Origin of the sequence: Hydrocarboniphaga sp., from assembly GCF_965279055.1 — a bacterium.
GTDB lineage: Bacteria > Pseudomonadota > Gammaproteobacteria > Nevskiales > Nevskiaceae > Hydrocarboniphaga.
In genome coordinates this window covers 3,026,614-3,048,828 of record NZ_OZ257125.1, presented here as the reverse complement: position 1 = coordinate 3,048,828, position 22,215 = coordinate 3,026,614, and the positions used below count along the sequence as shown (strand labels likewise).

Here is a 22,215-nt window from a genome sequence, read left to right as displayed (position 1 = left end):
CACATCCGTGTTGTACAGCTTTATTTATCAATAATCCATACAAAAACTTTACAAAAGCCACACGCGTGCGGATACTGCAGTCTCGCACCGGTGATGCCCGACGCCCCCTTCTCCCCCCGAGGCTGGGCGTTCATCACCTCTATTGAGGCCGGCCCTGCCGGCCTCTGTCTTTTCTGGAGTCGTCCATGAGCGTTGATATGTCGAGCGATCCGTCGCCGCCGCTGTTGCTGGTGACCGGTGCTGGCGGCGGCATCGGCCAGGGCGTGATCGGCGCGGCGCTTGCGCGCGGCTGGCGGGTGGCGGCGGTGTCGCGACGCCCGCCCGAGCCCTCGCTGGCCGGCGTTTCGGATTCGGCTCGCAGCCTCTACGTGGTCGCCGATGTCAGCACCGCCGACGGTGCAGCAGCGGCCTTCGATGCGGCCGTCGCGCATTTCGGCGAGGCGCCGTCACGGCTGTGCCACGCCGCCGGCAATGTGAAGCTGGGGCCGATCGAGCGCTGCAGCGAGGATCACTGGCGCCAGGTGATGGCGGCCAATCTCGATTCCGCATTCTTCACGCTGCAGGCGTACGGGCGGGCTCGCGGCGATGCGCCGGGCGGCGCGGCGGTGTTGTTCAGCTCGGTCGCGGCGCGGATCGGCACGCCGGGGCACGCCGCGGTGGCGGCGGCCAAGGCCGGTGTCGAGGGCCTGGTGCGCGCACTGGCGGCCGACTGGTCGCCGCGTGGGCGGCGCATCAATGCCATCGCGCTGGGGCTGACCGAAACGCCGATGACTGAGGGCTTCACGCGCGGCGAGCGCTCGCGTCAGGCGGTGACGGTCCAGTACCCGCTGGCGAGGCTGGGCCGCGTGGCCGAAACCGCCGGCTGGGCCATGCAGTTGCTCGATGAAGACAGCTGGATGACCGGACAGGTGCTGTCCCTGGACGGCGGTTTCACCGCGGTCAGGCCGCTGGTGCGGGCGACGCCGACGCCGTAGGGTCGTCGATACCCTCGTGTTCGAGCACGCGGCCAAGGGCGCGCTCGAGCATTTCGCGGCATTGGGCCGCGGCGGAATACAGCAGCGCATGCACCGAGGCCTCGGCGGTGCCGGCGCTTTCACACTCCAGGCTGTATTGCTCGAAGGCGTTGAGCTTGCCGAGCAGGTCCGCGAGGTGGTTGGGGCATTCGCAGCCGATGACGCTGGGCAGGCCGGCGACGCGGGCAAGAAACGCCTCGTCGTAGCGGCGCGGCGCGGCCGGCTGCATCAGGCGCCGCTCGACGCTGCCGACCGGCTCGGACTGCATCGCCAGGCCGAGCAGGCAGATCCGCGCCAGCTGCGCCGGATCGGCGGGCATCGCCAGCACGATGATGCCCTCCTGGTCGAGTCGCGCCAGCGTCTGGCGGCTGGCGAAGCCGTAGACCACGATCATCACGCGGCACCGCGTCAGCGAACGCAGCTGGCGCAGGCTGCGGCTGGAGCTGGCATGCAGCGTCGGCGCCTCGACGATCACCGCCTCGCTGCGCCCCGCGTCGGCATGACCGCCGCCGGGCATCGCCGGAAGCGTCGCCGAGACGACCAGATCGCTGCGCGTCGCCCACGCCGCGCGCAACTGCTCGGCAAGGCCATTGCCGCAAACGAGGACCTGGCAGGCATCCGCGCTGCGGCTGCCGATCGGCTTCGGTGATTCGACCAGCCGGCGCTGGATCTGATCGTCGCTCAGCGCGGCGACCGTGCTGATCGCGTGACCTGCATCGACGGCGGTCTTGAGCAGCATCAGCCGGTCGATGTCGGCGCGCGTGTACAGGCGGCCGTTGGCCGCGCTGCGGGCCGGTGTGACGACGGCGTAGCGGTGCTCCCACATGCGGATCGTCGGCACCGGCATGCCGACCAGCTTGGACACCGCGGCGATGCGGTACTGGCCGCCGGTGGCGGGATCGGGGCGCTTCTGGGATTTCGGCATCGGAGTTGGTTCGGGCCCGGCGGTGGACGGTGCAAGCCTATACATCCGCAACGCACCACGCGCCGCTTGCCGAAATTGTATAGGTATTGAATGGGAAAAGTGTGTAGCATCCGCTTTCGATTCATCTCTTGATCAGGAAAGCGCGATGGATGACTTTTTGCCGCCCTCCGGCATGTCGCTGGAAGATAGGCCCGATGTAGGCTCAGGCCGCGAAAGCCACCCGCTGGCGTCGCTTTACCGCCAATTGCTGGCCGGCGTGGGAGAAGACCTGGATCGCCAGGGTCTGGCCGGGACGCCGCTAAGGGCGGCCAAGGCTTTCGAGTTTCTGACTCACGGCTACAGCGAGGACGTCGACCGTCTGCTCAACGGGGCGATCTTCGACTCCGCCAACCGCGACATGGTGGTGGTGCGCGACATCGAGTTCTATTCGCTGTGCGAGCACCACATCCTGCCGTTTCACGGCAAGGTCCACGTCGCCTACCTGCCGGCCGGCAAGGTCATCGGCCTGTCCAAGATTCCGCGCATCGTCGACGTGTTCGCGCGGCGTCTGCAGATCCAGGAGAACCTGACCGACCAGATTGCGCGCTGCATCGAAAGACTCACCCGTGCCAAGGGCGTGGCCGTAGTGATCGAGGCGCGCCACCTGTGCATGGCCATGCGCGGCGTCGAGAAGCAGAACGCCTCGATGGTGACGACGACGATGCTCGGCCAGTTCCGCGAAAGCGAAAGCGCGCGGACGCAGTTCCTGCGCTTTCTGCCGAACGCCTAGCGACGGGTTTTATGCGGCGCGCTGAAACTCCAGCGCGCCGGCCTTCTCGGTGACCTCGATGCGGTCGCCGTTGGCGAACTCACCATCGAGAATGCGCCGCGCCAGTGGATTTTCGACCAGGGTCTGGATCGCGCGCTTCAGCGGCCGCGCGCCGTACACCGGGTCGTAGCCGGCCTCGGCGAGCTTGTCGAGCGCCGCGTCGCTGAAATGCATCGCGATGCCGCGCTCGGCGAGCCGCTTGATCACATGCTGCGACTGCACGCGGGCGATCGAGCGGATCTGCGTCGAGCCCAGCGGATGGAACACCACCGCCTCGTCGATGCGGTTGATGAACTCGGGCCGGAAATGCTGGCCGACCACGGTCATCACCGCCTCGCGTATCGCCGCATAGTCGTTGCTATGCGATTTGGTGCTCATCATGTCCTGGATCAGCTGCGAGCCGAGGTTGGAGGTCATCACCACGACCGCATTGCGGAAGTCCACGGTGCGGCCCTGGCCGTCGGTCAGGCGGCCGTCGTCCAGCACCTGCAGCAGGATGTTGAACACTTCCGGATGCGCTTTCTCGGTTTCGTCGAGCAGAATCACCGAGTACGGACGACGCCGCACGGCCTCGGTCAGCTGGCCGCCTTCCTCGTAGCCGACGTAGCCCGGCGGCGCGCCGATAAGGCGAGCGACGCTATGGCGCTCGCCGTATTCGCTCATGTCGATGCGCACCATCGACTCTTCGGTGTCGAACAGAAAATTCGCCAGTGCCTTGCACAGCTCAGTCTTGCCGACGCCGGTCGGACCCAGAAACAGGAAGGAGCCGATCGGACGATTCGGGTCGGCAAGGCCGGCGCGCGAGCGGCGGATCGCATTGCTGACCGCGGTGACTGCCTCGTCCTGGCCGACCACGCGCTGATGCAGTGCCTCTTCCATGCGCAGCAGTTTTTCGCGCTCGCCTTCGAGCAGCTTGCTGACCGGGATGCCGGTCCAGCGCGATACCACTTCACCGATTTCCTCTTCGGTGACGCTGGTGCGCAGCAAGGTGAACTTCTGCTTCTGTTCGCTGCTCGCGGTCGCGGCGATGCGCGCTTCCAGCTCCGGAATCTTGCCGTACTGCAGCTCGGCCATGCGCGCCAGATCGCCGGCGCGGCGCGCCGCTTCCATTTCGATCTTCACTCGTTCGAGTTCTTCGCGCACGCCGGCGCTGCCGGTCACCGAGGCTTTCTCGGCTTTCCAGGTTTCTTCCAGGTCGCTGTATTCGCGCTCTAACTTGGCGATGTCGATTTCCAGCGCGGCCAGCGAACGCTTGGCGCCTTCGTCCTTCTCTTTCTTCAGCGCCTCGCGCTCGATTTTGAGCTGTATCAGCCGGCGATAGAGACGATCCAGCGCTTCGGGCTTGGAGTCGATTTCGATGCGGATGCGCGACGCGGCCTCGTCGACCAGGTCGATCGCCTTGTCCGGCAGGTTGCGGTCGGTGATGTAGCGGTGCGACAGCTTGGCGGCGGCGATCAGCGCGCCGTCGGTGATGTCGACGCCGTGATGCACTTCGTAGCGTTCCTTGAGCCCGCGCAGGATTGCGATGCTGTCCTCGACACTGGGCTCGCCGACGAAGACTTTCTGGAAGCGGCGCTCCAGCGCGGCGTCCTTCTCGATGTACTTGCGGTATTCGTCCAGCGTGGTCGCGCCGATGCAATGCAGCTCGCCGCGCGCCAGCGCCGGCTTGAGCATGTTGCCGGCGTCCATCGCGCCATCGGCCTTGCCGGCGCCGACCAGTGTATGAATTTCGTCGATGAACAGGATCACGCTGCCTTCGGCTTTGGCGAGGTCAGCGAGCACGTTCTTCAGGCGTTCTTCGAATTCGCCGCGGAATTTCGCGCCGGCGATCAGGCTGCCGAGATCCAGCGACAGCAGCCGCCGGCCTTTGAGCGACTCCGGCACTTCGCCATTGACGATGCGCTGCGCCAGGCCTTCGACGATCGCGGTCTTGCCGACGCCGGGTTCGCCGATCAAGGTCGGGTTGTTCTTGGTGCGACGGCTCAGCACCTGGATCACGCGACGGATTTCCTCGTCGCGGCCGATCACCGGATCGAGCTTGCCGCTGGCGGCGCGCTCGGTCAGGTCGATGGTGTATTTGTCGAGCGACTTGCGGTTTTCCTCGGCATTGGCCGAGTCCACCTTGGCGCCGCCGCGCAGCTTGTCGATTGCAGCGCTCAGCGTCTCCTTGCGCGCGCCCGAATCCTTCAGCGCGCGGCCCAGCGCGCCCTTGTCGTCGAGCGCGGCGAGAAAGAAGAACTCGCTGGAGATGAACTGATCCTTGTGCTGCTGCGCGAGCTTGTCGGTCAGGTTGAGCAAGCGCGACAGCTCCGGGCTGACGCTGATGTCGCCGGTCGCATTCTGGATCGTCGCGACGCTGTCGAGCGCGGTGAGGATGCGGCTACGCAGGCCGGCGACGTCGATTCCGGCCGACTGCAGCAGCGCGCCGGTGCCGGCGTCCTGCAGGTCGAGCAGCGCGGCCGCCAGATGCAGCGGCTCGATCGCGGTGTGGTCACGGCCCACGGCGAGGCTTTGCGCCTCCTGCAGGGCCTGCTGAAAACGGCTGGTCAGTTTGTCCATGCGCATGAGCACGGGCTCCTAATGGGCTTGAATCGGATGCGCTTTATCTGGTGCTGAGTACGGCGCTTTCAAGTGACTGGAACCCCTCTCCCGCCGGGAGAGGGGCAGGGGTGCGGGCCTCGAAGTCTGGCGCATACCCGGACGCCCTCATCCGCCCCTTCGGGGCACCTTCTCCCGGAGGGAGAAGGGAAGCAAGGCCGTAGCTCGTATAATCGGCTCATCGCCAGGAGCACAACATGACCGCACCGCTGCCGCTGACCGAAGCCACGGTTGCCGCTTTCATTGCCGACTCGGCCGAGTTCAAGCAGAAGATGCTGCAGGATCGCGTGCTGATCGCGGCGATCGCGAAAGTCGCCGAAGTCTGCGTGGCGGCTTACCGCGCCGGCAACAAGATCCTGATCGCGGGCAACGGCGGCAGCGCTGCGGACGCGCAGCACGTCGCTGCCGAACTGGTCGCGCGCTTCGAGTTCGACCGGCCCGGACTACCGGCGATCGCGCTGACCACCGACACCTCCGCGCTGACCGCGATCGGCAACGACTACGGCTTTGAGCGCCTGTTCTCGCGCCAGATCGAGGCGCTGGGCAAGGCCGGCGACGTGTTCATCGGCCTGAGCACCTCGGGCAATTCGAAGAACATCCTGAAAGCGATGGAGGTGGCGCGCTCACAGGGCCTGATTCGGGTCGCGATGTGCGGCGCCGGCGGCAAGATTCACGAGATGGCGGACCATGTGCTGGCCATGCCGTCGACGCACACGCCACGCATCCAGGAAGGGCACGGCCTGGTCGGGCACATCATCTGCGCGCTGATCGAAGAAACCCTGTTCGCGGCGGAGCACAAGCGCCCTCGCTAGACGCTTCGGTCGTCTCACGCGGCCCGGATGCGGCGCGCTCTAGTCGCGCGCGCCGCTCAGATCAGCTCGCAGACCTTGTACGAGCGCAGATGCATCGACGCCGCCAGTTCCAGCAGCGACCGCAGCCGGCTCGGACGGACCGAATAGTCCTCGTTGTTTTCGGCGATGCGATGGCCGAACAGGCTCAGCACCATCTGCTGGGCTTCGGCCTTGCGCATCGCGGCGGCCATGAAGCTGTCGTTGGAGAACACGTTGTCGATGCCGAGCGCGTGATGCAGCCGCTCGCCCGAGCCGTGGCGATGGAAGATGGTCCGCAGCCGGTGCGGCGCCAGATAGCGACGGCGGTAGGCGATGCTGCGCACGTGCCCGAAATGCTCAAGCACGGCCTGGTCGTACTCGGGCGCGTGATGGCCGTAGGGATAAGCGAAGCTGCCTGCCTCCAGCCCCAGATTGCGCATTGCCGCCGCCGCCGGCAGCACCTCGGCCTCCAGGTATTCGGCAACCCGCGCCGGATCGCCGCCGTAATGCCGGGTCACGCTGCGATGGCGGTAGCTGTGCGAACCGATTTCGTGACCGTCGGCGGCAAGGCCTTGCAGCACTGCCAGCTCGGCATTGTCGAAGCGGTCCAGGCCGCGTACGAAGAACGTCGCCCTGACGCCGAAGTCATTTAAAAGTTGGCGGTGATCACGCCAGGACGACAGGTGGTCGTCGTCGAAACTGAGGCAGATGCCGGCCTTCGGGCCGGTCGATGATTCGTCGGTTGGGAGCAACTAGGTAACCTGCACAAAAAGCTAGTCATTGTGAACAGCTGTGCATATTACGGTGCGTAAACGGAATTCGATATCGCTTATTGCTGACATCAATGTCCGCTAGCGGCGATAACGGTGTTGTGCATCAGCATGGTGACCGTCATCGGCCCGACGCCGCCCGGTACCGGCGTGATCCAGGCAGCACGCTGGCGGGCGCTATCGAATTCGACGTCGCCGCAGAGCTTGCCGTCCGGCAGCCGGTTGATACCGATATCGACCACGGTCGCACCCGGCGCAATCCAGTCGCCCTTGATGAAACCCGGCTTGCCCACCGCGACGACGACGATCTCGGCGCGCGCCACCTCGGCCGCCAGGTCGCGGGTAAAACGATGGCAGATGGTGGTGGTGGCACCGGCGAGCAGCAGCTCCAGGCCCATTGGCCTGCCGACATGGTTGCTGGCGCCGACGACGATCGCGCGGCGGCCGTAAAAGCTCTCGCCGGAGCGGCGCAGCAGCTCGATCACGCCGAACGGCGTGCACGGCCGCAGCACCGGCTGGCGCTGCGCCAGCCGGCCGAGGTTGTAGGGGTGAAACCCGTCGACATCCTTGCCCGGCAGGATGCGCTCGATGACCAGGGTCGCGTCGATCTGGGCCGGCAGCGGCAGCTGTACCAGGATGCCGTCGACGTCCGGGTCGGCGTTGAGCCGGTCGATCTCGGCCAGCAGCTCGGCCTGGGAGATGTCGGCGCCGTAATGCAGTGGCAGCGAGCGGATGCCGATGCGTTCGCAGGCGAGGCGCTTGTTGCGCACGTAGACCTGGGACGCGGGGTCGCCGCCGACCAGCATCGTCGCCAGTGCCGGCGCACGCCGGCCCGAGGCCAGGATCTGCTGCACCCGGGTCCTGAGTTCGCCCTGCAGGGTATCGGCGATCGACTTGCCGTCGATGAGTTGAGCGCTCATTAAGCCTCGGCAGTACGACGCAGCGTGAAGGGAAATGAAAGCCAAAAAAAAGCCGGCGCGGCCGGCTCATCATCTCTTGCAAAGCGATGCTTGCAAAGCAAGTGGTGGGTCGCCCCGGACTCGAACCGGGAACCTACTGATTAAGAGTCAGCTGCTCTACCAATTGAGCTAGCAACCCCCAGAACCTGCTTGCCTCATGCCCCTCGATTGGGGTGACCGACGGGGCTCGAACCCGCGACAACCAGAATCACAATCTGGGACTCTACCAACTGAGCTACGGCCACCGTCGAGGGCGCGCATCATAGCCAAAAGATCGCGGAGGGGAAAGGTTTTTTTGCGCGGCCGCGCAAAATAAGCCACGGCTGGCGGCCCGGCCCCCCGGCCCCTGCGCCGGTGAGGGTTAGAGCTTGACCGCGCTGATCTGCAGCGTCGGCTGGGTGTTGGTGAAATTGGGCAGGTCGCCGAGGATTTCCTGGGCATGCGGCGCGGACGTGGTCTGGAACGACTCCACGCTGTCGAAATACAGATGGCCCATCGCCAGATACGTCGGGGCCGAACCCGGCGTGCCGCCGGCCAGGCCCTGTTCGACCGCGATGTTCTTCAGCGGGCTGCCAAGCAGCTTGCGCACCAGCGGCATGTGCGTGCCGGTGTAGTAGTCCATGTCGAACTTGCCGTCGCCGCCGGACGGGTACATCACGCTGACCTTGATCATGCTGCTCTCCTCGTTGTGGTTGTGTTCTTGCAAAAAAAACGTTTGAAGAAAAACCGGGTGAAGACTGTGTATAGCGGAGAATCTCAGCGCGTGGTTGCCGTCGCCAGGGAAGCCGGGTCGATATACGGCACCTGCACGTCGCCCATGCCGGCGCGCATCGCGCTGCGCTGGCTTTCGGGCAAGCTCTCCAGATCGGCGCGGCGATACGGCCGGCCCGAGCAATTGCGGTCGTAGTCGGCCTTGATCAGATTCAGTGAATCGATCTCGCGGCGCAGTGGCGCGATACGCGCGTTAAGCGCCGCCGCCTGTGCCTGGTTGTCCATGCGCCGCTGATGCAGCGCGAGGCCGCTTTTCAGGTCGGTTTGAGCGGTTTTCGCGTCTTCGGCAGTGAGTTCTGCGGTGCTCTGATTGATCGCATCGCGTTCGGCGTTGAGCTGCTGGCTCTGCTGCGTCAGCTTCGAGGAGTCGGTGCGCAGTTGCTGCACCTGGCTGGAGCAGCGCTGCAGTTCGGGCAGGCTCAGCGCCTTGCCCTCGGCAACCACGACAGTGCTCGCCGACAAGGCGACGAGGCAGCAGATGATCCTGGCAAACATGAGTTTCTCCCGATTTTGCTTAGGCGCGTTTCCTAGGCTTCGTGGCCCGATTATCGCGCAAGCCGCGCCCCTGCCGGATCGGGGCCGGTTTACATCAGCGGCATCCAGAGGCGTGCTGACGCCATGGGTTTTCTCCCCGGTCTTGTTCCTGGCCGCAACCGCAGGCTAGGCCGCGCTGAGGCAGGCGTCCTCACCCCTATGGGTAGTTCGGTGCTAGCCGTCGCTGACGTCCTTGTCCGCGATATGGATGGCGATCACCTTGGCCACTCGCAGATGGATGGTGTCGCGGCCGCCCGAGTCGAGCTTCGAGCCGGTCAGATAGCAGGCGATCAGCAGCGGCGCGCGCTTCGGCGGCCAGGCGATGGCGAGATCGTTGGTCGTGCCGTTCGAGCCGCTGCCGGTCTTGTCGCCGACCTGCCAGTCGCTCGGCAGGCCGGCTTTCAGGCGCTTGTCGCCGGTCCTGCAGGCCAGCATCCACGCCTGCAGTTGCGTGCGCGACGCCGCTTTCAGTTCGGCGTCGACCAGCAGCTTCTGCAGGTTGGCGATCATCGCGTTGGGTGAGCTGGTGTCTCGCGGGTCCTCGGCAAGGGCGCTGTTCAATGCCGGCTCGTTTCGATCCAGCCGCGTCACCTGGTCGCCGATGGTGCTGGCGAAAGCGGTCAGTCCGGCCGGGCCGCCGATGCTCGGCAGCAGCAGGTTGGCGGCGGCGTTGTCGCTCAGGGTCATCGCCGCCTCGCAGAGTTCGGCGACGCTCGCGCTCTTGCCGACGCGGGTCTGCGTGAACGGTGAATACTCGACCAGGTCGCCGGCCTTGACCGGCAGCGGCCGCTCCAGTTTCTCCTGGCCGCGATCGACCCGCTGCAGCACGGCCGCGGCGAGCAGGAACTTGAAGGTGCTGCACAAGGGGAAGCGCTCGTCCGCGCGGTATTCGAAGCGATGGCCGGTCGCGGTGTCGTGAACCGCCACGCCGAGACGGCCGCCGCTCTGGTTCTCGATGTCGGCTATCGCGCGCATCAGGCTTGCGCCGCCGAGCGGCCGATGTTTATGGGCCTGGGCCCGCGTCGCCACCAGCGCGCTGGCGGCGCCGGTGGCGATCAGGAATTGTCGTCTATCTATCATCGGCGGCTTGGAGTGCGTCAGGCGGCCTTGCGTTCCCTTCGCGCCGCGTTTTCGGCGTGCCGAGCCGAGCGGTTTGGCGGCGGCGCATCGGTAACGGCACTAGATCGGCAGGACGCTGTCTACGGCGCGCGGCATCCACCGCCCGCCTTCCACAGGAACCACGATTGATGAACACGACAACCAGGCTGACGATGAGAAGCGTTGTGATCGCGCTGGTCGCGCCCTTGCTGCTGCAGGCCTGCGCCAGCCAGACGCCGTACAAACCGGCTTCCAAAGCGGATGCACGCGGCTACACCGAAACGCGATTGAGCAGCGATCATTACCGCGTGGCGTTCTCCGGCAATGCCAGCACGCCGGCCGACACCACGCGCGACTTCGCGCTGCTGCGCGCCGCCGAACTGACCTTGCAGAGCGGTAACGACTGGTTCCAGCTGATCAGCCGCAGTACCGACAAGAAGACCCAGACTTCGGGCGTGGATACCGGTCCGGATTTCGTGCCGCAGCAGACGGTGTATCAGCGCTGCGGGCTGCTGCGTTGCGACACCGTGGTGACGACGACACCGGGCTATGTCGGTGGCTTCGACAGTGGCGCCGCGACCACGTCGAACACCTATACCTCGGAAGTGGAAATCGTGGTGGGCAAGAACCCGATGCCGACGACGGCCGAATCCTACGATGCGCGGCAGATGGTGGCGTCGCTGCGGCGCATGCTGATCAAGCCGTAGCGGCCGCTACGAGTGCCCGCGGCGCCGCTGCAGCAGGATCAGCAGCGTCAGCAGCGCGATCGGCACCTCGTAGGCCATCGCCATCAGCGTATAGCGCGAGAATTCACCGGCAAGCAGCGCGGCGATGATGCGGCTGGCGCTGGTCGGCAGCGCCAGCCAGAGCAGCGCGTGCAGCGAACTCGTCTGCCAGCGAGGCCACAGCGCGCCGGCCGCGACCAGCAGGCCGAATCCGATCTGCATGCCGCCGTAGATCGCGCGCAGTTCGATCGACGCGGTCGTGGTGCTGGCGACCACGCCGGTGGCTTCGGCGAGCCCCTGCAGGCTGATCCAGCTGTACAGACCAAAGCCGAACCAGGACAGCCCGGCGAGCGCGAGAAACAGGCGGGTCAGCATCGGCAACTCCGGCAGTGCGGCGTGGTGGGCCAGCCTCAGGCGGCGGCCGGTGCGGCTATTGTGCCGGCACCTGCACAGGCGGTGCGCTGCCACGGCTCATCGCCGGCTCACCTTCACGGCCTAGGCTGAAGGCTCACCCATGCAGCCCAGCAGGGAGCAGCCCATGTCCGAACATCCGCCCGGCGCCAAGCCGATCGACCCCGATAGCACCGATCCGCAGAGCCAGGCCGACGAGGTCAAAAAGCGGGATCGGCCGGGCCTGCCGGACCAACCCGAAAAACCCGAAGGCGCAATCGCACCGAACGCTGAATAGGCCGATCGCGGTGGCCGCCCTGCGTTATGCGCGATATTGCGATAAATCGGCGAAATAACGGGCATTCGGAAAGCACAGCAGCGGTTCAGCGGGCGTGCTTAGTCTGCAGTCTCAACCAGCCAGCAGGGATGCCAGCCATGAGCTTTTTCGATTTCAAGTCCGAAACCCACGCCACCAAATTGCTGATTGCCGACCATCGTGAAGTCGATGCCTTGTTCACCGAGTTCGAAAGCGCCGACGACAGTGCCAAGAAAGCGTCCATCGTCACGCGCATTTGTCGCTCGCTGACGGTGCACGCCGAGATCGAGGAGAAGATCTTCTATCCGGAATCGCGCCGCGTGCTCGACAAGGATGACCAGGACATGGTCGACGAGGCCTTCGTCGAACACGCCAGCCTCAAGGGCCTGATCATGCGGCTCGACGGCATGAAGCCGGGCGATGCCTTGTTCGGCGCCTACGTCACCGTGCTGAAGGAATACGTGCAGCATCACGTCAAGGAAGAGGAGAGCGAGTACTTTCCCAAGGTCGAAAAGACCGGGCTCGATCTGGACGCGCTCGGCGCGCGAATGAAGACGCTGAAGGATCAGCTGATGGCCGAGATGTCGAAGACGCCGATGAAGCGTGGCCAGGTCGTGGCCAAGCTGTTGCCCAGCGTCTCGCTGGAGCGTCGCGCGGGCCTGATGCGAAAAGCAGCTTGAGCATTCCGTGTAAAAGAGAGCGCCCTCGTGGCGCTCTTTTTTTGCGATGAAGCGCACTGAATCGTGAGTCAAATGAGCGGTGGCTTCGATTTCCGGCGAGCGAAGCGCGGCTTGTGTGCCGCGTTTCGCAGCCCCTGCGAATCGTGCTGCGCAGACTGCGTCGGCCCCCCGTAACCGCAGGTGCTCGATGGACCCTGTCCACAGGCCGCGTCGCCATCAGGCCGAACGCGAAGATCATTTGGCGCGTTTCGCTCTGGCCGCGATTTCCGTGATTGCCTTGCTCGCGGTCGCTGCGCAGTACTACTTGGACTATCGCGCCGCGGAGCAGGCTGCGGACGGCGCCCATGCGATGCAGGCGCCACCGACACCACGCGTGATCTATCGCTGCGTCGACGACGACGGCCGCCACCACGATCAGCAAACCCCCTGTGTATTCGAGCGCCCGCCCGTGGCGGAACCCCGTCGTCCGGCAGATGCAGGCCAATGAAGCCGCATCCGCCGCCAGCGACTGCCGCCCGTCTGCTTCGCTCGGGTTCCCTCGTCTGCCGGCCGATAGTGGATTTGGACCACTGACGCAGTCGCCGCAATGCCGCTGCAATGGCGACGCCGGAGCTGGTGGTCGACTGAGTCGACCGCGCCGGAGATGAGAGGACCCAATGGACGAGGCATCGGACAATACGACAGGCGGGGATTCGCAATCCCTTTCGGTACTGGTGGTCGACGATTCCCGGGACACCCGACGGGTGCTGAGCATGGCGCTGGAGTTATCCGGCTATCGTGTTTCCGTTGCGGGCAATGGCATGGAGGCCCTCGAGATCCTGCTGCAGCAGCCGCACGACATGGTGCTGACCGATCTGTGGATGCCGAACATGGACGGTGCTGAACTGGTACGCCTGCTGCGCCTGAATCCGGCAACGGCCGCGATGCCGATCGTGCTGATGACGGCGTCCTGCCCGCCGCAGCTGCGCGACAGCGTCGCCGTCGATGCCTTCATGACCAAGCCTTTCGAGTTCGAGCCGCTGCTGAAACTGCTGGCCAGCCTGCGTCGCGCGCCGCCCATGCAGCCGGCAAGCAACGACGCCCTGCACAGTCCGGGCCTGGCGATGTGAGATGGACGCCGCGACGTAGTCCCCGAATCAGCGACTGATCACCCGCGATCATCCGACGGCGATTCTTGTGATGTGCCTGCGTCGATTCGGGCGAACGGGTGCGACAGCGCCGACACGGCCGGTTCCGGCGCTGCTTCGACAGTCGCCGCGTTGTCGCCGCGCCGCGTTCCGAGTCGCTGTAACCGGCTCTCCGGCGAAACTTCGCCGCTGATCTGCCGCGCCCCCCGATACGCTCGGCGAAGGATCAGGCTGCAAGCGTCTTCTCCCTCCCTTGGAAGACGCGCCGCACTCCTGGCCGAGCCGGCGGGAAGCCCCGTAGTCTCCCTGCTACGGGGCTTTTTTATTGGCGCGTGGAAAGCTCGTTCGCTGCCAGTTTTTACAGTAAGTGCGGCACCAACAGGCCGAACAGCGTGCCGCCGACAAAGCCGATCGCCGCATACAGATAGCGACGCTTCAGGCGATTGCGCCCGCTGATCTCGTCGTAATAGTGGAGCGCCATTTGGCGTATCCGGAGAAGTTGACTGCCATTGGCGAAAGCAGCTTGCATGCCGGCCCAGGCGCCGACGATACGCTCACGCTGCCAGCGGTAGCGTCAGGCTGACGACGGTGCCGCGTCCGGGGGTTGAGCGCATCTGCAACGAGGCGCCGAGCAGCTCGGCGGTATTGCGCACGATCGCCAGGCCGAGCCCGAGTCCGTCGCTGCGGACGTCGGCCTTGCGGAAGGCTTCGAACATCGTCGCCTGTTGCTCGGCGGGTATGCCGATGCCGGTGTCGAGCACGTCGACACGGACCTGATTCGGCAGGCGGCGACAGCCGACCAGGATATTGCCGGCCTCGGTGTACTTGATCGAATTGCCTATCAGGTTGCCGAGGATGGTGTCGAGCAGCTGCGGACTGCTCAAGACCCGCGCCGAGCTCGGCGCGAAGCGCAGCTTCAGGCCTTTGCGCTCCGCATGCGGTGTCCACATCCGGCGCAGGCTGTCGAAGCGCTCGCCCAGCAGCAGCGGCACTTTTGCCGGCGCCAGCGTGTTGTCGGTGGTGGAGGCGAGGGCCAGCGTGTCGAGTTCGCTACCCAGGCGGCTGGCGGCGTCGAGGGCCAGCGTGCTGTGCCGGACCACCGCGTCGGCGTCGCCGGCCTTGGCCCTCGCCAGTTCCATGCTCAGGCTGATCAGCTGCAAAGGCTGCCGAAGATCGTGCCCGGCGGTGGTCATCACGCGGCGCAGCTGCTTCTGTGTGGCGTCGGCGGCCCGCAGTGCGCGGCGCAGTTCCATCAGCGCCATCGTCTGTCGCGACAATGCCAGCAGGCCCTCGCGCTGCCGCGCACTGAGTTGGCGTGGCTGGTGATCGAGTACGCAGACGGTGCCGAGCTGGAAGCCGTCCGGGGTGCGCAGCGGGGCTCCGGCATAAAAGCGCAGATGCGGATCGCCGGTGACCAGCGGATTGCAGACGAACCGCGGATCTTCGAGCGTGTCGCGGATCTCGAACAGCGACGGCTGCAGGATCGCATGCGCGCAGATCGAGCTGTCGATGGGGGTTTCACGCACGCCCAGGCCCACTTCGGACTTGAACCACTGCCGGCCGGCGTCGATCAGGTTGACCACGGCGATTGGCGTCTCGCAAATCTGCGAGGCGAGGCGCGATATGTCGTCGAAGTCGCCCTCGTAAGGCGTGTCCAGGATCTGGTAGCCGGCGAGCGCCGCCAGGCGCTGCTCCTCGTTCACCGATAGCGGTGCGGCCTGGTGAGTGCCTCCCATGATTACGCTCTGTCGATCCCGTGGTTGTGCTGTCAGCAATCTACGCGAAGCGGCGCTTTAAAGCTGCAGGCAGTGCCGCTTGCGGCCGTTGCTCCCCTGGGGCGCCGTATTCTTCCGTTGCCCCGATTGGGTTCTGTCTGCGGGTCGCCCGAGCCTAGCGTTGCGGCGGGTCGTTAAGCGTTCCGGCGTAGCAGCAAAACGGCGAGGATCAGGCAGCCCAGCTCGAAACCGCAGGCGCCTATCGTGTAGGCCGAGCCGTCGCCTGTCGCCAGCGCGCTGACGATGCGGGTCGGTGCCAGGCCGGCACAGATCAGCACCTGGATCTGCAGCGACCAGCGCGACCAGGCGGGCTTGAACGCGCCATAGAGCGCCGACAGGCCGATGACGCTCTGCACGCCGCCGTACATCGCGCGTAGCTCGTTATTGCCGGCAAGCGTCTGGCCGGCAACGCCCGCCACGGTCGCCAGTTGTCCTGGCGATATCAGGCAATACAGGCCGTAACCGAGCCAGGAAAAGCCCAGGATCGCCAGAAAAAGGCGGCTTGTCGTCACGTCGATCTCCGTCGGGGTTTGCGGCACAGAGTATGCCGCCGATCGAAGACGGCGACCGGCATGGCGCCGAGCGGCTTCGGCCGTCCCATTCCTCCGCTGCGTCGCGCCTCCGATCGTCGGCTACGGCTTCGGTGACGGCGCGCCGATCAAGATGAGTCGGTCTTCTTCAACGCTGTTGGGGGAGGCGGCCGGATGATATGACCGGCATTCAAAGCCCCGCTCCCTGTGGCGCGGGGCTCTTTTTGTATTGGAACGATTGCGGACGATTGCCGGTTTTGGCCGGATATTCCGTCTAGACGGATGAAGTAAAGGCGAGGGGCAACGACTCGCTGGTTTCCTTCGGGCACTGTTGCTGTGGGCAGGTCAGAGGGCGGGTGAGCCAGAACTCATCCGCCCGACGGCTGCCTTGTCGAATTGGGGATGTGGAAATGAGTAATTTGAAAGACGTGATCGATGTGGACGGGACCAAGCGCTCGTTCGACATCGACACCGCCGAACTTGGCGAAATGGCCGACGACCAGGCCACCGCCGTGGTCACGTTTCGCTCAGCGGAGGGCGAGCTGATCAAGATCGTCGTCGGCCGCAGCAGCTACCGCCTGCTGGCGGGCTGGATCGCCTTGTCCCAAGCCAAGGCCGATCGCCGACGCAAGCCGGATCAGAACGCCGCAGCCGCCTGAGGCTCGGGACCGGAGCGGCAGGTCGGCAGCCTCACCGCAAACGTTAAACCGCCTGCAGGCTGGGGGGCCTGCAGGCGGTTTTCGATCCCTCGATAACGTACCGTCAGGGGTGGTCCTCCGCCCCGGCCGGATTGTAGTCAGGCCGGCCGCCGGAACTGTGGAGGCATTGTGGAGTTTGCCGGCTCGGTGAGGGGGCGAAGCTTGAGCGATCGGCTTGCCGGCTACCTCCAGACTGCGGTCGGTTTCTGCCGTGGCGGACCATCGGAAGCACGCCGCAGATCCCGCGGACCCGAGAAAATTAAACCGTCTGCAGGCTGGGGGGCCTGCAGACGGCTTTCGGTCCTTCGATAGAGCCAGGTGCGATCCTTCGCGCCCGGCTCGATTTTAGTCAGTGAATTACCGTCACTCTGTAGGACGATGCTGATTCTCGGCGCTGACCGCGCTCTTCGCTCAGTGGCGCAGAAATCGCCGAACGGGCCTCGGCACGGAGATGCACCGCCGTTCACGGCGGCATGAGGGCCACGCCCGCTGCCATTCGGTGCGAAGCGCGAGCCGTCTCCTCGATTCACGTGCCGGCAAGTTGTTAACGCGCAATCTGGCCACTTCATCTCCCCCCGTTATGACGCGCCTGTGCTCCCCGACCCGTACAGGCAACTGAGCCTCGCATCGCCTCCGATGTGAGGCTTTTTCTTTTTAGACCTTGCGCCGGGCAGTCCCTTGGCCGCTCTTCTGCCGCCACCCGCCTCTGATCGCTGAGTCATGCTCGCGCGGCTGTGCGCGGGTCACTATGAACTCGTCTTCTGCTCAACTCCCTTCGAAGACACGCCGGCTGATATGACCGGCTCTCCGAGCCCCGCATTCCCTGGTGCGGGGCTCTTTTTTTGAGAAGCGCCTCTGCAACTCAAAAGCGATAAATCGATGCTGAAAGAACTCGGCCTTGCCGTTTGACGTCGTGCCGAGCCCGCACCTTGCATCGGTTGATCTCGAGCGACACGACATAATCGTGGTGTCGTCGTGCAGCCGCCAGAACGGGCGCGCGTGAAATGCTGGGAAAGGACCATCATGCTGATATGGCGCGTAGTGAGCGCCAGCCGGCTGCGCAGCTCATGCGGATGCTGGACGCACGCGACAAAAAGCTAAGACGTGCGGGACGCTGTAGAAACGACAAGGGCGCCTCGGGCTACGGATCGGGCGCCTTTTTCTTGGTCTATTAAAGGACTAGGGAACGAATGAATAGCTATATTTTTCTTTGTTTTTTTTGCCGCTATCCAAATAGATATCGCCCTTGTCTACTGTGACAGATTGAAGCGATGATCCATGAGCGATTGTCATAAATATCCCGCAGCTTGCACCTTTATACAGTGAGAAGAACTCAATCTCGACATCAGGATATCCAAAACTACTAACCGGGCAAGTTGATCCGGTGCTTCCACCAACCACCACTATGCCGCTTGAGATGTGAAAGTTTGCCACGAAATGACCAAGGTCAGTATCGGTGTCATTGCGAACTTCTAGCTTCAGCAAACCATCAGAATAACTAACGACTGGGGTCAAGCCAGAACTGTCGGTGCCGCCAACAGTGAACGTAAGTTCGGTGTTCATTTTTAACTGCGTCGTATTGATTCCGAAGATTCCAAGACCCAAAATTGAAGAGGGCGTATCGGTGGAAGAGGCTGTGAATTTAACGTGTATTTGTGACCCCACTTCCATTTTGTACGTTGACACTACGATTGGGAGTGTCACTAATTCGCCTGCAGCAAGCGTAGTGTGATAGCGAGAGTTCTTTCCGTTCTTTCCAGTGATATACGAGTCTTCGCCGCTATCGCTATAAGTTTGCACCTCGGCCCACCAATCGAATTCGATCTGGGTGCTAGTAGTATTTTTAAGGGTGACGTCGACTGTGCAAGAGCCCTTTTTCGGAATAAATACTCCGCAGGTATTGCTTGGATATATCTGAATTTCAGATGGAGGGAGTTGAAAATTCTGCGTAATACTATTATTGCCGTTGACTAAGTTTACGAAAGCGAAGACTGGCTTGGTTGAACTCGGCGGCGAAGCACCAACCGGTGTTGCTGATCTCCCGAGAGTGACCTGATATTTTCCAGGCACGACATCCGCTGAGTCCAAGATAATTAAGTAGTTGCCGCTATCATCTACTGCGGCAGCTGCACTCGTGCTTCCGGTACAGACTACGTCGTTCGATGCTTGGCAGAGGTATAAATGCGCCGTGCCTGCATAGGCGATGTTCTCTCCCTGCAGAGTTGAAATGGACCCCTTGACTGACCCCGTCACAGCAGCTTGCGCGCAACCAGTCCAAGCTAGAACAACTAGAAGAAGACTCGCGTGCGCCAAGCTAGAATATCTGATTCGCATGTCAGACCTAACAGAAATAGAAAAAAGAGTGTAGTCGAGTCCATAGGCGCCGAGCAAAACCCGCAACAGTCGCCTGACCTTTGCCGCGAATAGCTGGTCGAGCGCTGCGCGCGGCAGGCATGTGGAAACTGTAAGGGGCGCCATCGGGAGCTTACTCATGTCGCGCCAATTGACTAGGTTTTTGGCGCGAAACTTCTCGCACATTTTTGGGAGTCACCATGCGCAGTTTTATCGTCTGATGCTTGTTTCTTTTCACCACTCTTTCCGGTGGGCTGTCGCAGGCCGCTTCTGAGGCAGTCTGCGGTAGTTGTCGGTAGGTTAGTCAACACTCGACACATCGAGCAATTGAGCCTCGCGCCGGTTACCCCTGGTGCGGGGCTTTTTCTGTTCTGCTGAATGGCCGAGCTAAGCGTAAGACGACGCCACAAAATCCACGAGCTTATTTTGCAACTTCGCCAGTTCGGGATATACCAGCAAAGACGCATGAACAGTATCTTCTGTAACCGGAGCTACGCTTGAAGGATGGCCCGCGTCGTTTCTTATTGCACGAATCTGCTGTGAGAACGCGGGCCAATATGATTCGAACTCTTCGCGTATCTGCGACGGCATTTGCTGCGCTCGCAAATGACTGTAAATGGCTTCTAGGACGCGCTTGATGCGCCAATCTTGCAAGTCACGTGATGGCGTTTTCCCGATAGCGTGTAGTCTTGAAACTATTCCATCGCGTAGTTCCAAAATCAGGCTTTCGGCCGATGCGCCGACCATTACGGCTGCGGCTTTGTGTAGTCCGTTTGAAAAGCAGCTCACGCTCTCATCGATGTAAGATCGAGCCACATCATTGATACGTGCTATCGAATTCAGATGTGACTTATAGCCCGCTGGATTCGCCGGGTCTCGCGTCAATTACGACAGTGTGCGCCGGCCTACTTCGGTTGCGTGAAAGAACGGTGGGTTTGGATTGTTCAAGTCCAGCCCCCACGCGAACAGGCCGGTTCTAAAAAGATCATAGAAGTCAGTCAGAATTGCCTGTTGAAGAGCCTGATCCCTTCGCGCGCCAATTCTCTCTGATACAGCGCTGAGTACAGATGATGTCTGAAGGCTGCTTGAACTATCTCGCGGGGTCTGCTCTGTAATAACAGCTAAGGAACCTCTGAATAACTCACCGAAAGTCGAAGCGGTGACTGCGGCGCTGCCTTCATGATTGTTTTCTGCGAAGCCGACTGATTCATTTATCGGCCTGAGCTGATCAAAAGACGCTTACCGGTGACAATTCATCCCACATTGAGTATCAGCGGGCGCAATTCCCCCGTCATCGACAGCAATTTCTTTCGCACCATCCACAGATTCGACAGCGCAAACAGGGTCATCACCTGCGCCGTGTTTTTCGCCAGGCCCTTGAAGCGCGCCTTGTTGTAGCCGAACTGCCGCTTGATTACGCGAAACGGATGCTCGACGAAGGCGCGAACGCGAGCCTTGGCATATTCCGCCTGCTGAGCCGCGCGCTTTTGACTGCCTTCCGGCATCGCACGAATCCGGCTTGAGCGAGCCGCGATCTGCCACTGCAGTTTCTTTCTCACCACGCGCTTGTCTGCGCCCGTGTAGCCCGCGTCGGCATAGACTACTTGCTCCCTGCCGTGCAGCAACTCGTCCACCACCGCGATGTCGGCTTCATTGGCAGCGGTTACCACCACGGTGTGCACCAAGCCAGAATCCACGTCCGCGCCGATGTGCGCCTTCATGCCGAAAAAGTACTGATTGCCTTTCTTGGTCTGGTGCATCTCGGGATCGCGCTCACCGTCGGCGTTCTTGGTCGAACTCGGCGCCGAAATGATCGTGGCATCCACCATGCTGCCGCGCTTGAGCAGCAAGCCTTTGCGCCCCAGGTAGGCATTGATCCGGGTGAAAAGCTCCAGTGCTAACCCATACGTTTCCAGCAGGTGTCGGAAATTCAGAATCGTGGTCTCGTCCGGGATCGGCCGCGTCAGCGACAGCCCGGCAAACTGACGCATCGAGGCGACTTCGTACAGCGCCTCTTCCATCGCCGGATCCGACAATCCGAACCAGTTCTGCATGAGGTGAATGCGCAGCATCGTCGCCAGCGGATACGGCGGCCGTCCATCGCCGCCCACCGGATACACCGGCTCGATCAGCGACAGCAGCAGCTTCCACGGAACCACCTGGTCCATCTCGGCTAGGAAAATCTCCCGACGTGTCCGTTTTCGCTTGCCCGCGTACTCCGCGTCCCCGAAACTCAACTGCATTGCTTCCGCTCCGATTCTTTTCTAGCCACAGATCGCAGCAACCATCACGCCACTCGCAATGGGTTTTTCAGACCTTCCCTAACAGCGCGGATCGAATGTCTACCGGTTGTGCGCTAGTCATCGGCGTGCGTTTACGTGCTGGGGCGGGATCGCTTCTGGATCATGGCCTCACTTGCTTGGTAAGCGCTACCGACGGGATGGCTCCGCCGTGCACCACCTCTCAGCTATACGCCCGCCAAGGTGCGCCGCTGATCGACTCTGCCGCGTTCTGACTGGTTCGCATGGGCAGACTCAAGGCCAATCAACCGTTCGCACCCCATGAACCCTATCCGCGTTCCACATCGAAGCCGCGCGCGCAGCGTAGACCATTTTCCGCGCTACCTCGCCGCAGTGGCGCTGGTGTTGGCGTCATTGCTGTTCGCTGGCCGCTCCTACGTCAGTAGTCAGCCGGCATCGGAGCCGGTGGCGTCAGAGCAAGCTGTGCCACAAGAGCCGGTTACCCTCTATCAGTGCTCGGATCAGAGCGGGCGCAACTGGCGACAGGACGCACCATGCTCCGTTTCGGCGCCTTCGGTGGCCTACACGCCGCGTAGTCAGCCCGCGCAACAGGCAAACCCGAACCAGTGGCTACTTGACCAAGCCGACGAGCGCTACAGCCGCGAGGTTCAGAGCGCGGCGCGGGCAGGGCGCCAACAGGAGCAACAGAGAGCGGCAGCGCGTGCCAGGGATGCCGACGCGGCTTATGTCGGGTATTCGTGCGCGTCGCTTTGCGAATCATTGGCGAGCCTGAGAATGCAGATGCGGGCCGGCTACACCGCTAGCAGTAGCCCACTGCTTCATGCCCGCCAGAACGCCATCTTCAAGAGCATGCAGGCGAGGGATTGCCGGGCTTGCCCGTGATCCTGCAACCGCGAGTTTGCGCAGAACGCCTGCCGGACGAGCCGGAACGACAGTCGACAAACCAGTGGCGAAAAATAGTTTAGGTAACAAATCGCGGTGATTTAGCGCAGATGTAGCGCAAAACCGTCAATTGTCAAAACTTCTGCACTTTCGGATGCCTTAAAATCGATCCT

At 63.1% G+C, this 22,215-nt stretch carries 23 protein-coding genes and 2 tRNA genes; 9 read left to right on the top strand and 16 right to left on the bottom strand.

The features are described from left to right. The first annotated feature begins 185 nt into the window (after positions 1–185). Positions 186–974 carry an SDR family NAD(P)-dependent oxidoreductase gene (locus tag ACQZF9_RS13810; RefSeq protein WP_428309543.1) on the top strand — a complete coding sequence of 263 codons (789 nt, stop codon included), beginning with the start codon at positions 186–188 and terminating at the stop codon, positions 972–974. Here ACQZF9_RS13810 and ACQZF9_RS13805 read toward each other — a convergent pair. Continuing rightward, positions 940–1,938 (bottom strand): MerR family transcriptional regulator, encoded by a 999-nt coding sequence (locus tag ACQZF9_RS13805; RefSeq protein WP_428309542.1) that lies wholly within the window; start codon positions 1,936–1,938, stop codon positions 940–942. The two genes, ACQZF9_RS13810 and ACQZF9_RS13805, sit on opposite strands and share 35 nt — an antisense overlap. Positions 1,939–2,110: 172 nt before the next feature. Between ACQZF9_RS13805 and folE the strand changes: the two genes are divergently transcribed. After that, the gene (gene folE, locus ACQZF9_RS13800; protein WP_428313430.1) at positions 2,111–2,707 is read left to right on the top strand and encodes a GTP cyclohydrolase I FolE; all 597 of its coding nucleotides are present in this window, start codon (positions 2,111–2,113) and stop codon (positions 2,705–2,707) included. Positions 2,708–2,716: 9 nt separating this feature from the next. On the opposite strand, the gene clpB is transcribed toward folE, so the two are convergent. After that, positions 2,717–5,311 (bottom strand): ATP-dependent chaperone ClpB, encoded by a 2,595-nt coding sequence (gene clpB, locus ACQZF9_RS13795; RefSeq protein ID WP_428309541.1) that lies wholly within the window; start codon positions 5,309–5,311, stop codon positions 2,717–2,719. A 230-nt stretch (positions 5,312–5,541) separates the two neighbouring features. Between clpB and ACQZF9_RS13790 the strand changes: the two genes are divergently transcribed. Further along, positions 5,542–6,156 (top strand): D-sedoheptulose 7-phosphate isomerase, encoded by a 615-nt coding sequence (locus tag ACQZF9_RS13790; RefSeq protein WP_428309540.1) that lies wholly within the window; start codon positions 5,542–5,544, stop codon positions 6,154–6,156. 56 nt (positions 6,157–6,212) lie between these two features. Here ACQZF9_RS13790 and ACQZF9_RS13785 read toward each other — a convergent pair whose 3' ends face one another. From ACQZF9_RS13785 to bla, 7 genes are all read right to left on the bottom strand, one after another. Then, positions 6,213–6,926, bottom strand: a complete 714-nt coding sequence (locus ACQZF9_RS13785) for a polysaccharide deacetylase family protein (protein ID WP_428309539.1) — start codon at positions 6,924–6,926, stop codon at positions 6,213–6,215. A gap of 89 nt (positions 6,927–7,015) precedes the next feature. Next, entirely contained in the window at positions 7,016–7,864 is an 849-nt protein-coding gene (folD, locus tag ACQZF9_RS13780) for a bifunctional methylenetetrahydrofolate dehydrogenase/methenyltetrahydrofolate cyclohydrolase FolD (protein ID WP_428309538.1), read from the bottom strand. A gap of 102 nt (positions 7,865–7,966) precedes the next feature. Beyond that, positions 7,967–8,042, bottom strand: a tRNA-Lys gene (locus ACQZF9_RS13775). Between the two features lie 30 nt (positions 8,043–8,072). Next, positions 8,073–8,148, bottom strand: a tRNA-His gene (locus ACQZF9_RS13770). A gap of 116 nt (positions 8,149–8,264) precedes the next feature. Further along, positions 8,265–8,576 carry an EthD family reductase gene (locus ACQZF9_RS13765; RefSeq protein WP_428309537.1) on the bottom strand — a complete coding sequence of 104 codons (312 nt, stop codon included), beginning with the start codon at positions 8,574–8,576 and terminating at the stop codon, positions 8,265–8,267. An 83-nt stretch (positions 8,577–8,659) separates the two neighbouring features. Then, a complete protein-coding gene (locus ACQZF9_RS13760) occupies positions 8,660–9,169 on the bottom strand; it encodes a hypothetical protein (protein WP_428309536.1) in 510 nt (169 codons plus the stop codon). Positions 9,170–9,382: 213 nt separating this feature from the next. Beyond that, a complete protein-coding gene (gene bla, locus ACQZF9_RS13755) occupies positions 9,383–10,288 on the bottom strand; it encodes a class A beta-lactamase (RefSeq protein WP_428309535.1) in 906 nt (301 codons plus the stop codon). A 191-nt stretch (positions 10,289–10,479) separates the two neighbouring features. Between bla and ACQZF9_RS13750 the strand changes: the two genes are divergently transcribed. Next, on the top strand, positions 10,480–11,013 hold the full coding sequence (locus ACQZF9_RS13750; protein ID WP_428309534.1) for a CC0125/CC1285 family lipoprotein: 534 nt from the start codon (positions 10,480–10,482) through the stop codon (positions 11,011–11,013). 6 nt (positions 11,014–11,019) lie between these two features. Here the strand turns inward: ACQZF9_RS13750 and ACQZF9_RS13745 are convergent, their stop codons facing one another. Continuing rightward, complete coding sequence (locus tag ACQZF9_RS13745) at positions 11,020–11,406, bottom strand: DUF4345 family protein (RefSeq protein WP_428309533.1); 387 nt, start codon at positions 11,404–11,406, stop codon at positions 11,020–11,022. A 163-nt stretch (positions 11,407–11,569) separates the two neighbouring features. On the opposite strand from ACQZF9_RS13745, the gene ACQZF9_RS13740 reads away from it, so the two are divergent. The 4 genes from ACQZF9_RS13740 to ACQZF9_RS13725 all read left to right on the top strand — a co-directional run bounded on the left by ACQZF9_RS13740 (position 11,570) and on the right by ACQZF9_RS13725 (position 13,526). Beyond that, positions 11,570–11,719, top strand: a complete 150-nt coding sequence (locus tag ACQZF9_RS13740; protein ID WP_428309532.1) for a hypothetical protein — start codon at positions 11,570–11,572, stop codon at positions 11,717–11,719. A 137-nt stretch (positions 11,720–11,856) separates the two neighbouring features. Next, positions 11,857–12,417, top strand: coding sequence for a hemerythrin domain-containing protein (locus ACQZF9_RS13735; RefSeq protein WP_428309531.1), 561 nt, complete (start codon positions 11,857–11,859; stop codon positions 12,415–12,417). A gap of 187 nt (positions 12,418–12,604) precedes the next feature. Beyond that, positions 12,605–12,904: a hypothetical protein gene (locus tag ACQZF9_RS13730; RefSeq protein ID WP_428309530.1), complete on the top strand. Its 300-nt coding sequence runs from the start codon at positions 12,605–12,607 to the stop codon at positions 12,902–12,904. A gap of 265 nt (positions 12,905–13,169) precedes the next feature. Further along, on the top strand, positions 13,170–13,526 hold the full coding sequence (locus tag ACQZF9_RS13725; protein WP_428309529.1) for a response regulator: 357 nt from the start codon (positions 13,170–13,172) through the stop codon (positions 13,524–13,526). Positions 13,527–13,902: 376 nt separating this feature from the next. Here the strand turns inward: ACQZF9_RS13725 and ACQZF9_RS13720 are convergent, their stop codons facing one another. From ACQZF9_RS13720 to ACQZF9_RS13710, 3 genes are all read right to left on the bottom strand, one after another. After that, positions 13,903–14,025: a hypothetical protein gene (locus ACQZF9_RS13720; RefSeq protein WP_428309528.1), complete on the bottom strand. Its 123-nt coding sequence runs from the start codon at positions 14,023–14,025 to the stop codon at positions 13,903–13,905. A gap of 73 nt (positions 14,026–14,098) precedes the next feature. After that, the gene (locus tag ACQZF9_RS13715) at positions 14,099–15,280 is read right to left on the bottom strand and encodes a sensor histidine kinase (protein WP_428309527.1); all 1,182 of its coding nucleotides are present in this window, start codon (positions 15,278–15,280) and stop codon (positions 14,099–14,101) included. Positions 15,281–15,453: 173 nt separating this feature from the next. Then, a complete protein-coding gene (locus tag ACQZF9_RS13710; protein WP_428309526.1) occupies positions 15,454–15,831 on the bottom strand; it encodes a DUF4345 domain-containing protein in 378 nt (125 codons plus the stop codon). A gap of 428 nt (positions 15,832–16,259) precedes the next feature. On the opposite strand from ACQZF9_RS13710, the gene ACQZF9_RS13705 reads away from it, so the two are divergent. Beyond that, positions 16,260–16,508 (top strand): hypothetical protein, encoded by a 249-nt coding sequence (locus tag ACQZF9_RS13705; RefSeq protein ID WP_428309525.1) that lies wholly within the window; start codon positions 16,260–16,262, stop codon positions 16,506–16,508. Positions 16,509–17,726: 1,218 nt separating this feature from the next. Here ACQZF9_RS13705 and ACQZF9_RS13700 read toward each other — a convergent pair. The 3 genes from ACQZF9_RS13700 to ACQZF9_RS13690 all read right to left on the bottom strand — a co-directional run bounded on the left by ACQZF9_RS13700 (position 17,727) and on the right by ACQZF9_RS13690 (position 21,142). Continuing rightward, positions 17,727–19,040, bottom strand: a complete 1,314-nt coding sequence (locus tag ACQZF9_RS13700; RefSeq protein ID WP_428309524.1) for a hypothetical protein — start codon at positions 19,038–19,040, stop codon at positions 17,727–17,729. 246 nt (positions 19,041–19,286) lie between these two features. Continuing rightward, positions 19,287–19,646 carry a hypothetical protein gene (locus ACQZF9_RS13695; RefSeq protein ID WP_428309523.1) on the bottom strand — a complete coding sequence of 120 codons (360 nt, stop codon included), beginning with the start codon at positions 19,644–19,646 and terminating at the stop codon, positions 19,287–19,289. 506 nt (positions 19,647–20,152) lie between these two features. Then, a complete protein-coding gene (locus tag ACQZF9_RS13690) occupies positions 20,153–21,142 on the bottom strand; it encodes an IS5 family transposase (protein WP_428309522.1) in 990 nt (329 codons plus the stop codon). Positions 21,143–22,215 lie beyond the last annotated feature (1,073 nt).

Excerpts from the sequence above, each read along its gene's own strand:
- clpB (WP_428309541.1), bottom strand. The coding sequence starts at position 5,311 with ATGCGCATGGACAAACTGACCAGCCGTTTTCAGCAGGCCCTGCAGGAG.
- ACQZF9_RS13730 (WP_428309530.1), top strand. The coding sequence starts at position 12,605 with ATGGACCCTGTCCACAGGCCGCGTCGCCATCAGGCCGAACGCGAAGAT.
- folD (WP_428309538.1), bottom strand. The coding sequence starts at position 7,864 with ATGAGCGCTCAACTCATCGACGGCAAGTCGATCGCCGATACCCTGCAG.
- ACQZF9_RS13715 (WP_428309527.1), bottom strand. The coding sequence starts at position 15,280 with ATGGGAGGCACTCACCAGGCCGCACCGCTATCGGTGAACGAGGAGCAG.
- ACQZF9_RS13690 (WP_428309522.1), bottom strand. The coding sequence starts at position 21,142 with ATGCAGTTGAGTTTCGGGGACGCGGAGTACGCGGGCAAGCGAAAACGG.
- ACQZF9_RS13700 (WP_428309524.1), bottom strand. The coding sequence starts at position 19,040 with ATGAGTAAGCTCCCGATGGCGCCCCTTACAGTTTCCACATGCCTGCCG.
- folE (WP_428313430.1), top strand. The coding sequence starts at position 2,111 with ATGTCGCTGGAAGATAGGCCCGATGTAGGCTCAGGCCGCGAAAGCCAC.
- ACQZF9_RS13810 (WP_428309543.1), top strand. The coding sequence starts at position 186 with ATGAGCGTTGATATGTCGAGCGATCCGTCGCCGCCGCTGTTGCTGGTG.
- ACQZF9_RS13745 (WP_428309533.1), bottom strand. The coding sequence starts at position 11,406 with ATGCTGACCCGCCTGTTTCTCGCGCTCGCCGGGCTGTCCTGGTTCGGC.
- ACQZF9_RS13725 (WP_428309529.1), top strand. The coding sequence starts at position 13,170 with ATGGCGCTGGAGTTATCCGGCTATCGTGTTTCCGTTGCGGGCAATGGC.
- ACQZF9_RS13720 (WP_428309528.1), bottom strand. The coding sequence starts at position 14,025 with ATGGCGCTCCACTATTACGACGAGATCAGCGGGCGCAATCGCCTGAAG.
- ACQZF9_RS13740 (WP_428309532.1), top strand. The coding sequence starts at position 11,570 with ATGTCCGAACATCCGCCCGGCGCCAAGCCGATCGACCCCGATAGCACC.
- ACQZF9_RS13765 (WP_428309537.1), bottom strand. The coding sequence starts at position 8,576 with ATGATCAAGGTCAGCGTGATGTACCCGTCCGGCGGCGACGGCAAGTTC.
- ACQZF9_RS13705 (WP_428309525.1), top strand. The coding sequence starts at position 16,260 with ATGAGTAATTTGAAAGACGTGATCGATGTGGACGGGACCAAGCGCTCG.
- ACQZF9_RS13695 (WP_428309523.1), bottom strand. The coding sequence starts at position 19,646 with ATGGTCGGCGCATCGGCCGAAAGCCTGATTTTGGAACTACGCGATGGA.
- ACQZF9_RS13735 (WP_428309531.1), top strand. The coding sequence starts at position 11,857 with ATGAGCTTTTTCGATTTCAAGTCCGAAACCCACGCCACCAAATTGCTG.
- ACQZF9_RS13805 (WP_428309542.1), bottom strand. The coding sequence starts at position 1,938 with ATGCCGAAATCCCAGAAGCGCCCCGATCCCGCCACCGGCGGCCAGTAC.
- bla (WP_428309535.1), bottom strand. The coding sequence starts at position 10,288 with ATGATAGATAGACGACAATTCCTGATCGCCACCGGCGCCGCCAGCGCG.
- ACQZF9_RS13790 (WP_428309540.1), top strand. The coding sequence starts at position 5,542 with ATGACCGCACCGCTGCCGCTGACCGAAGCCACGGTTGCCGCTTTCATT.
- ACQZF9_RS13760 (WP_428309536.1), bottom strand. The coding sequence starts at position 9,169 with ATGTTTGCCAGGATCATCTGCTGCCTCGTCGCCTTGTCGGCGAGCACT.
- ACQZF9_RS13750 (WP_428309534.1), top strand. The coding sequence starts at position 10,480 with ATGAGAAGCGTTGTGATCGCGCTGGTCGCGCCCTTGCTGCTGCAGGCC.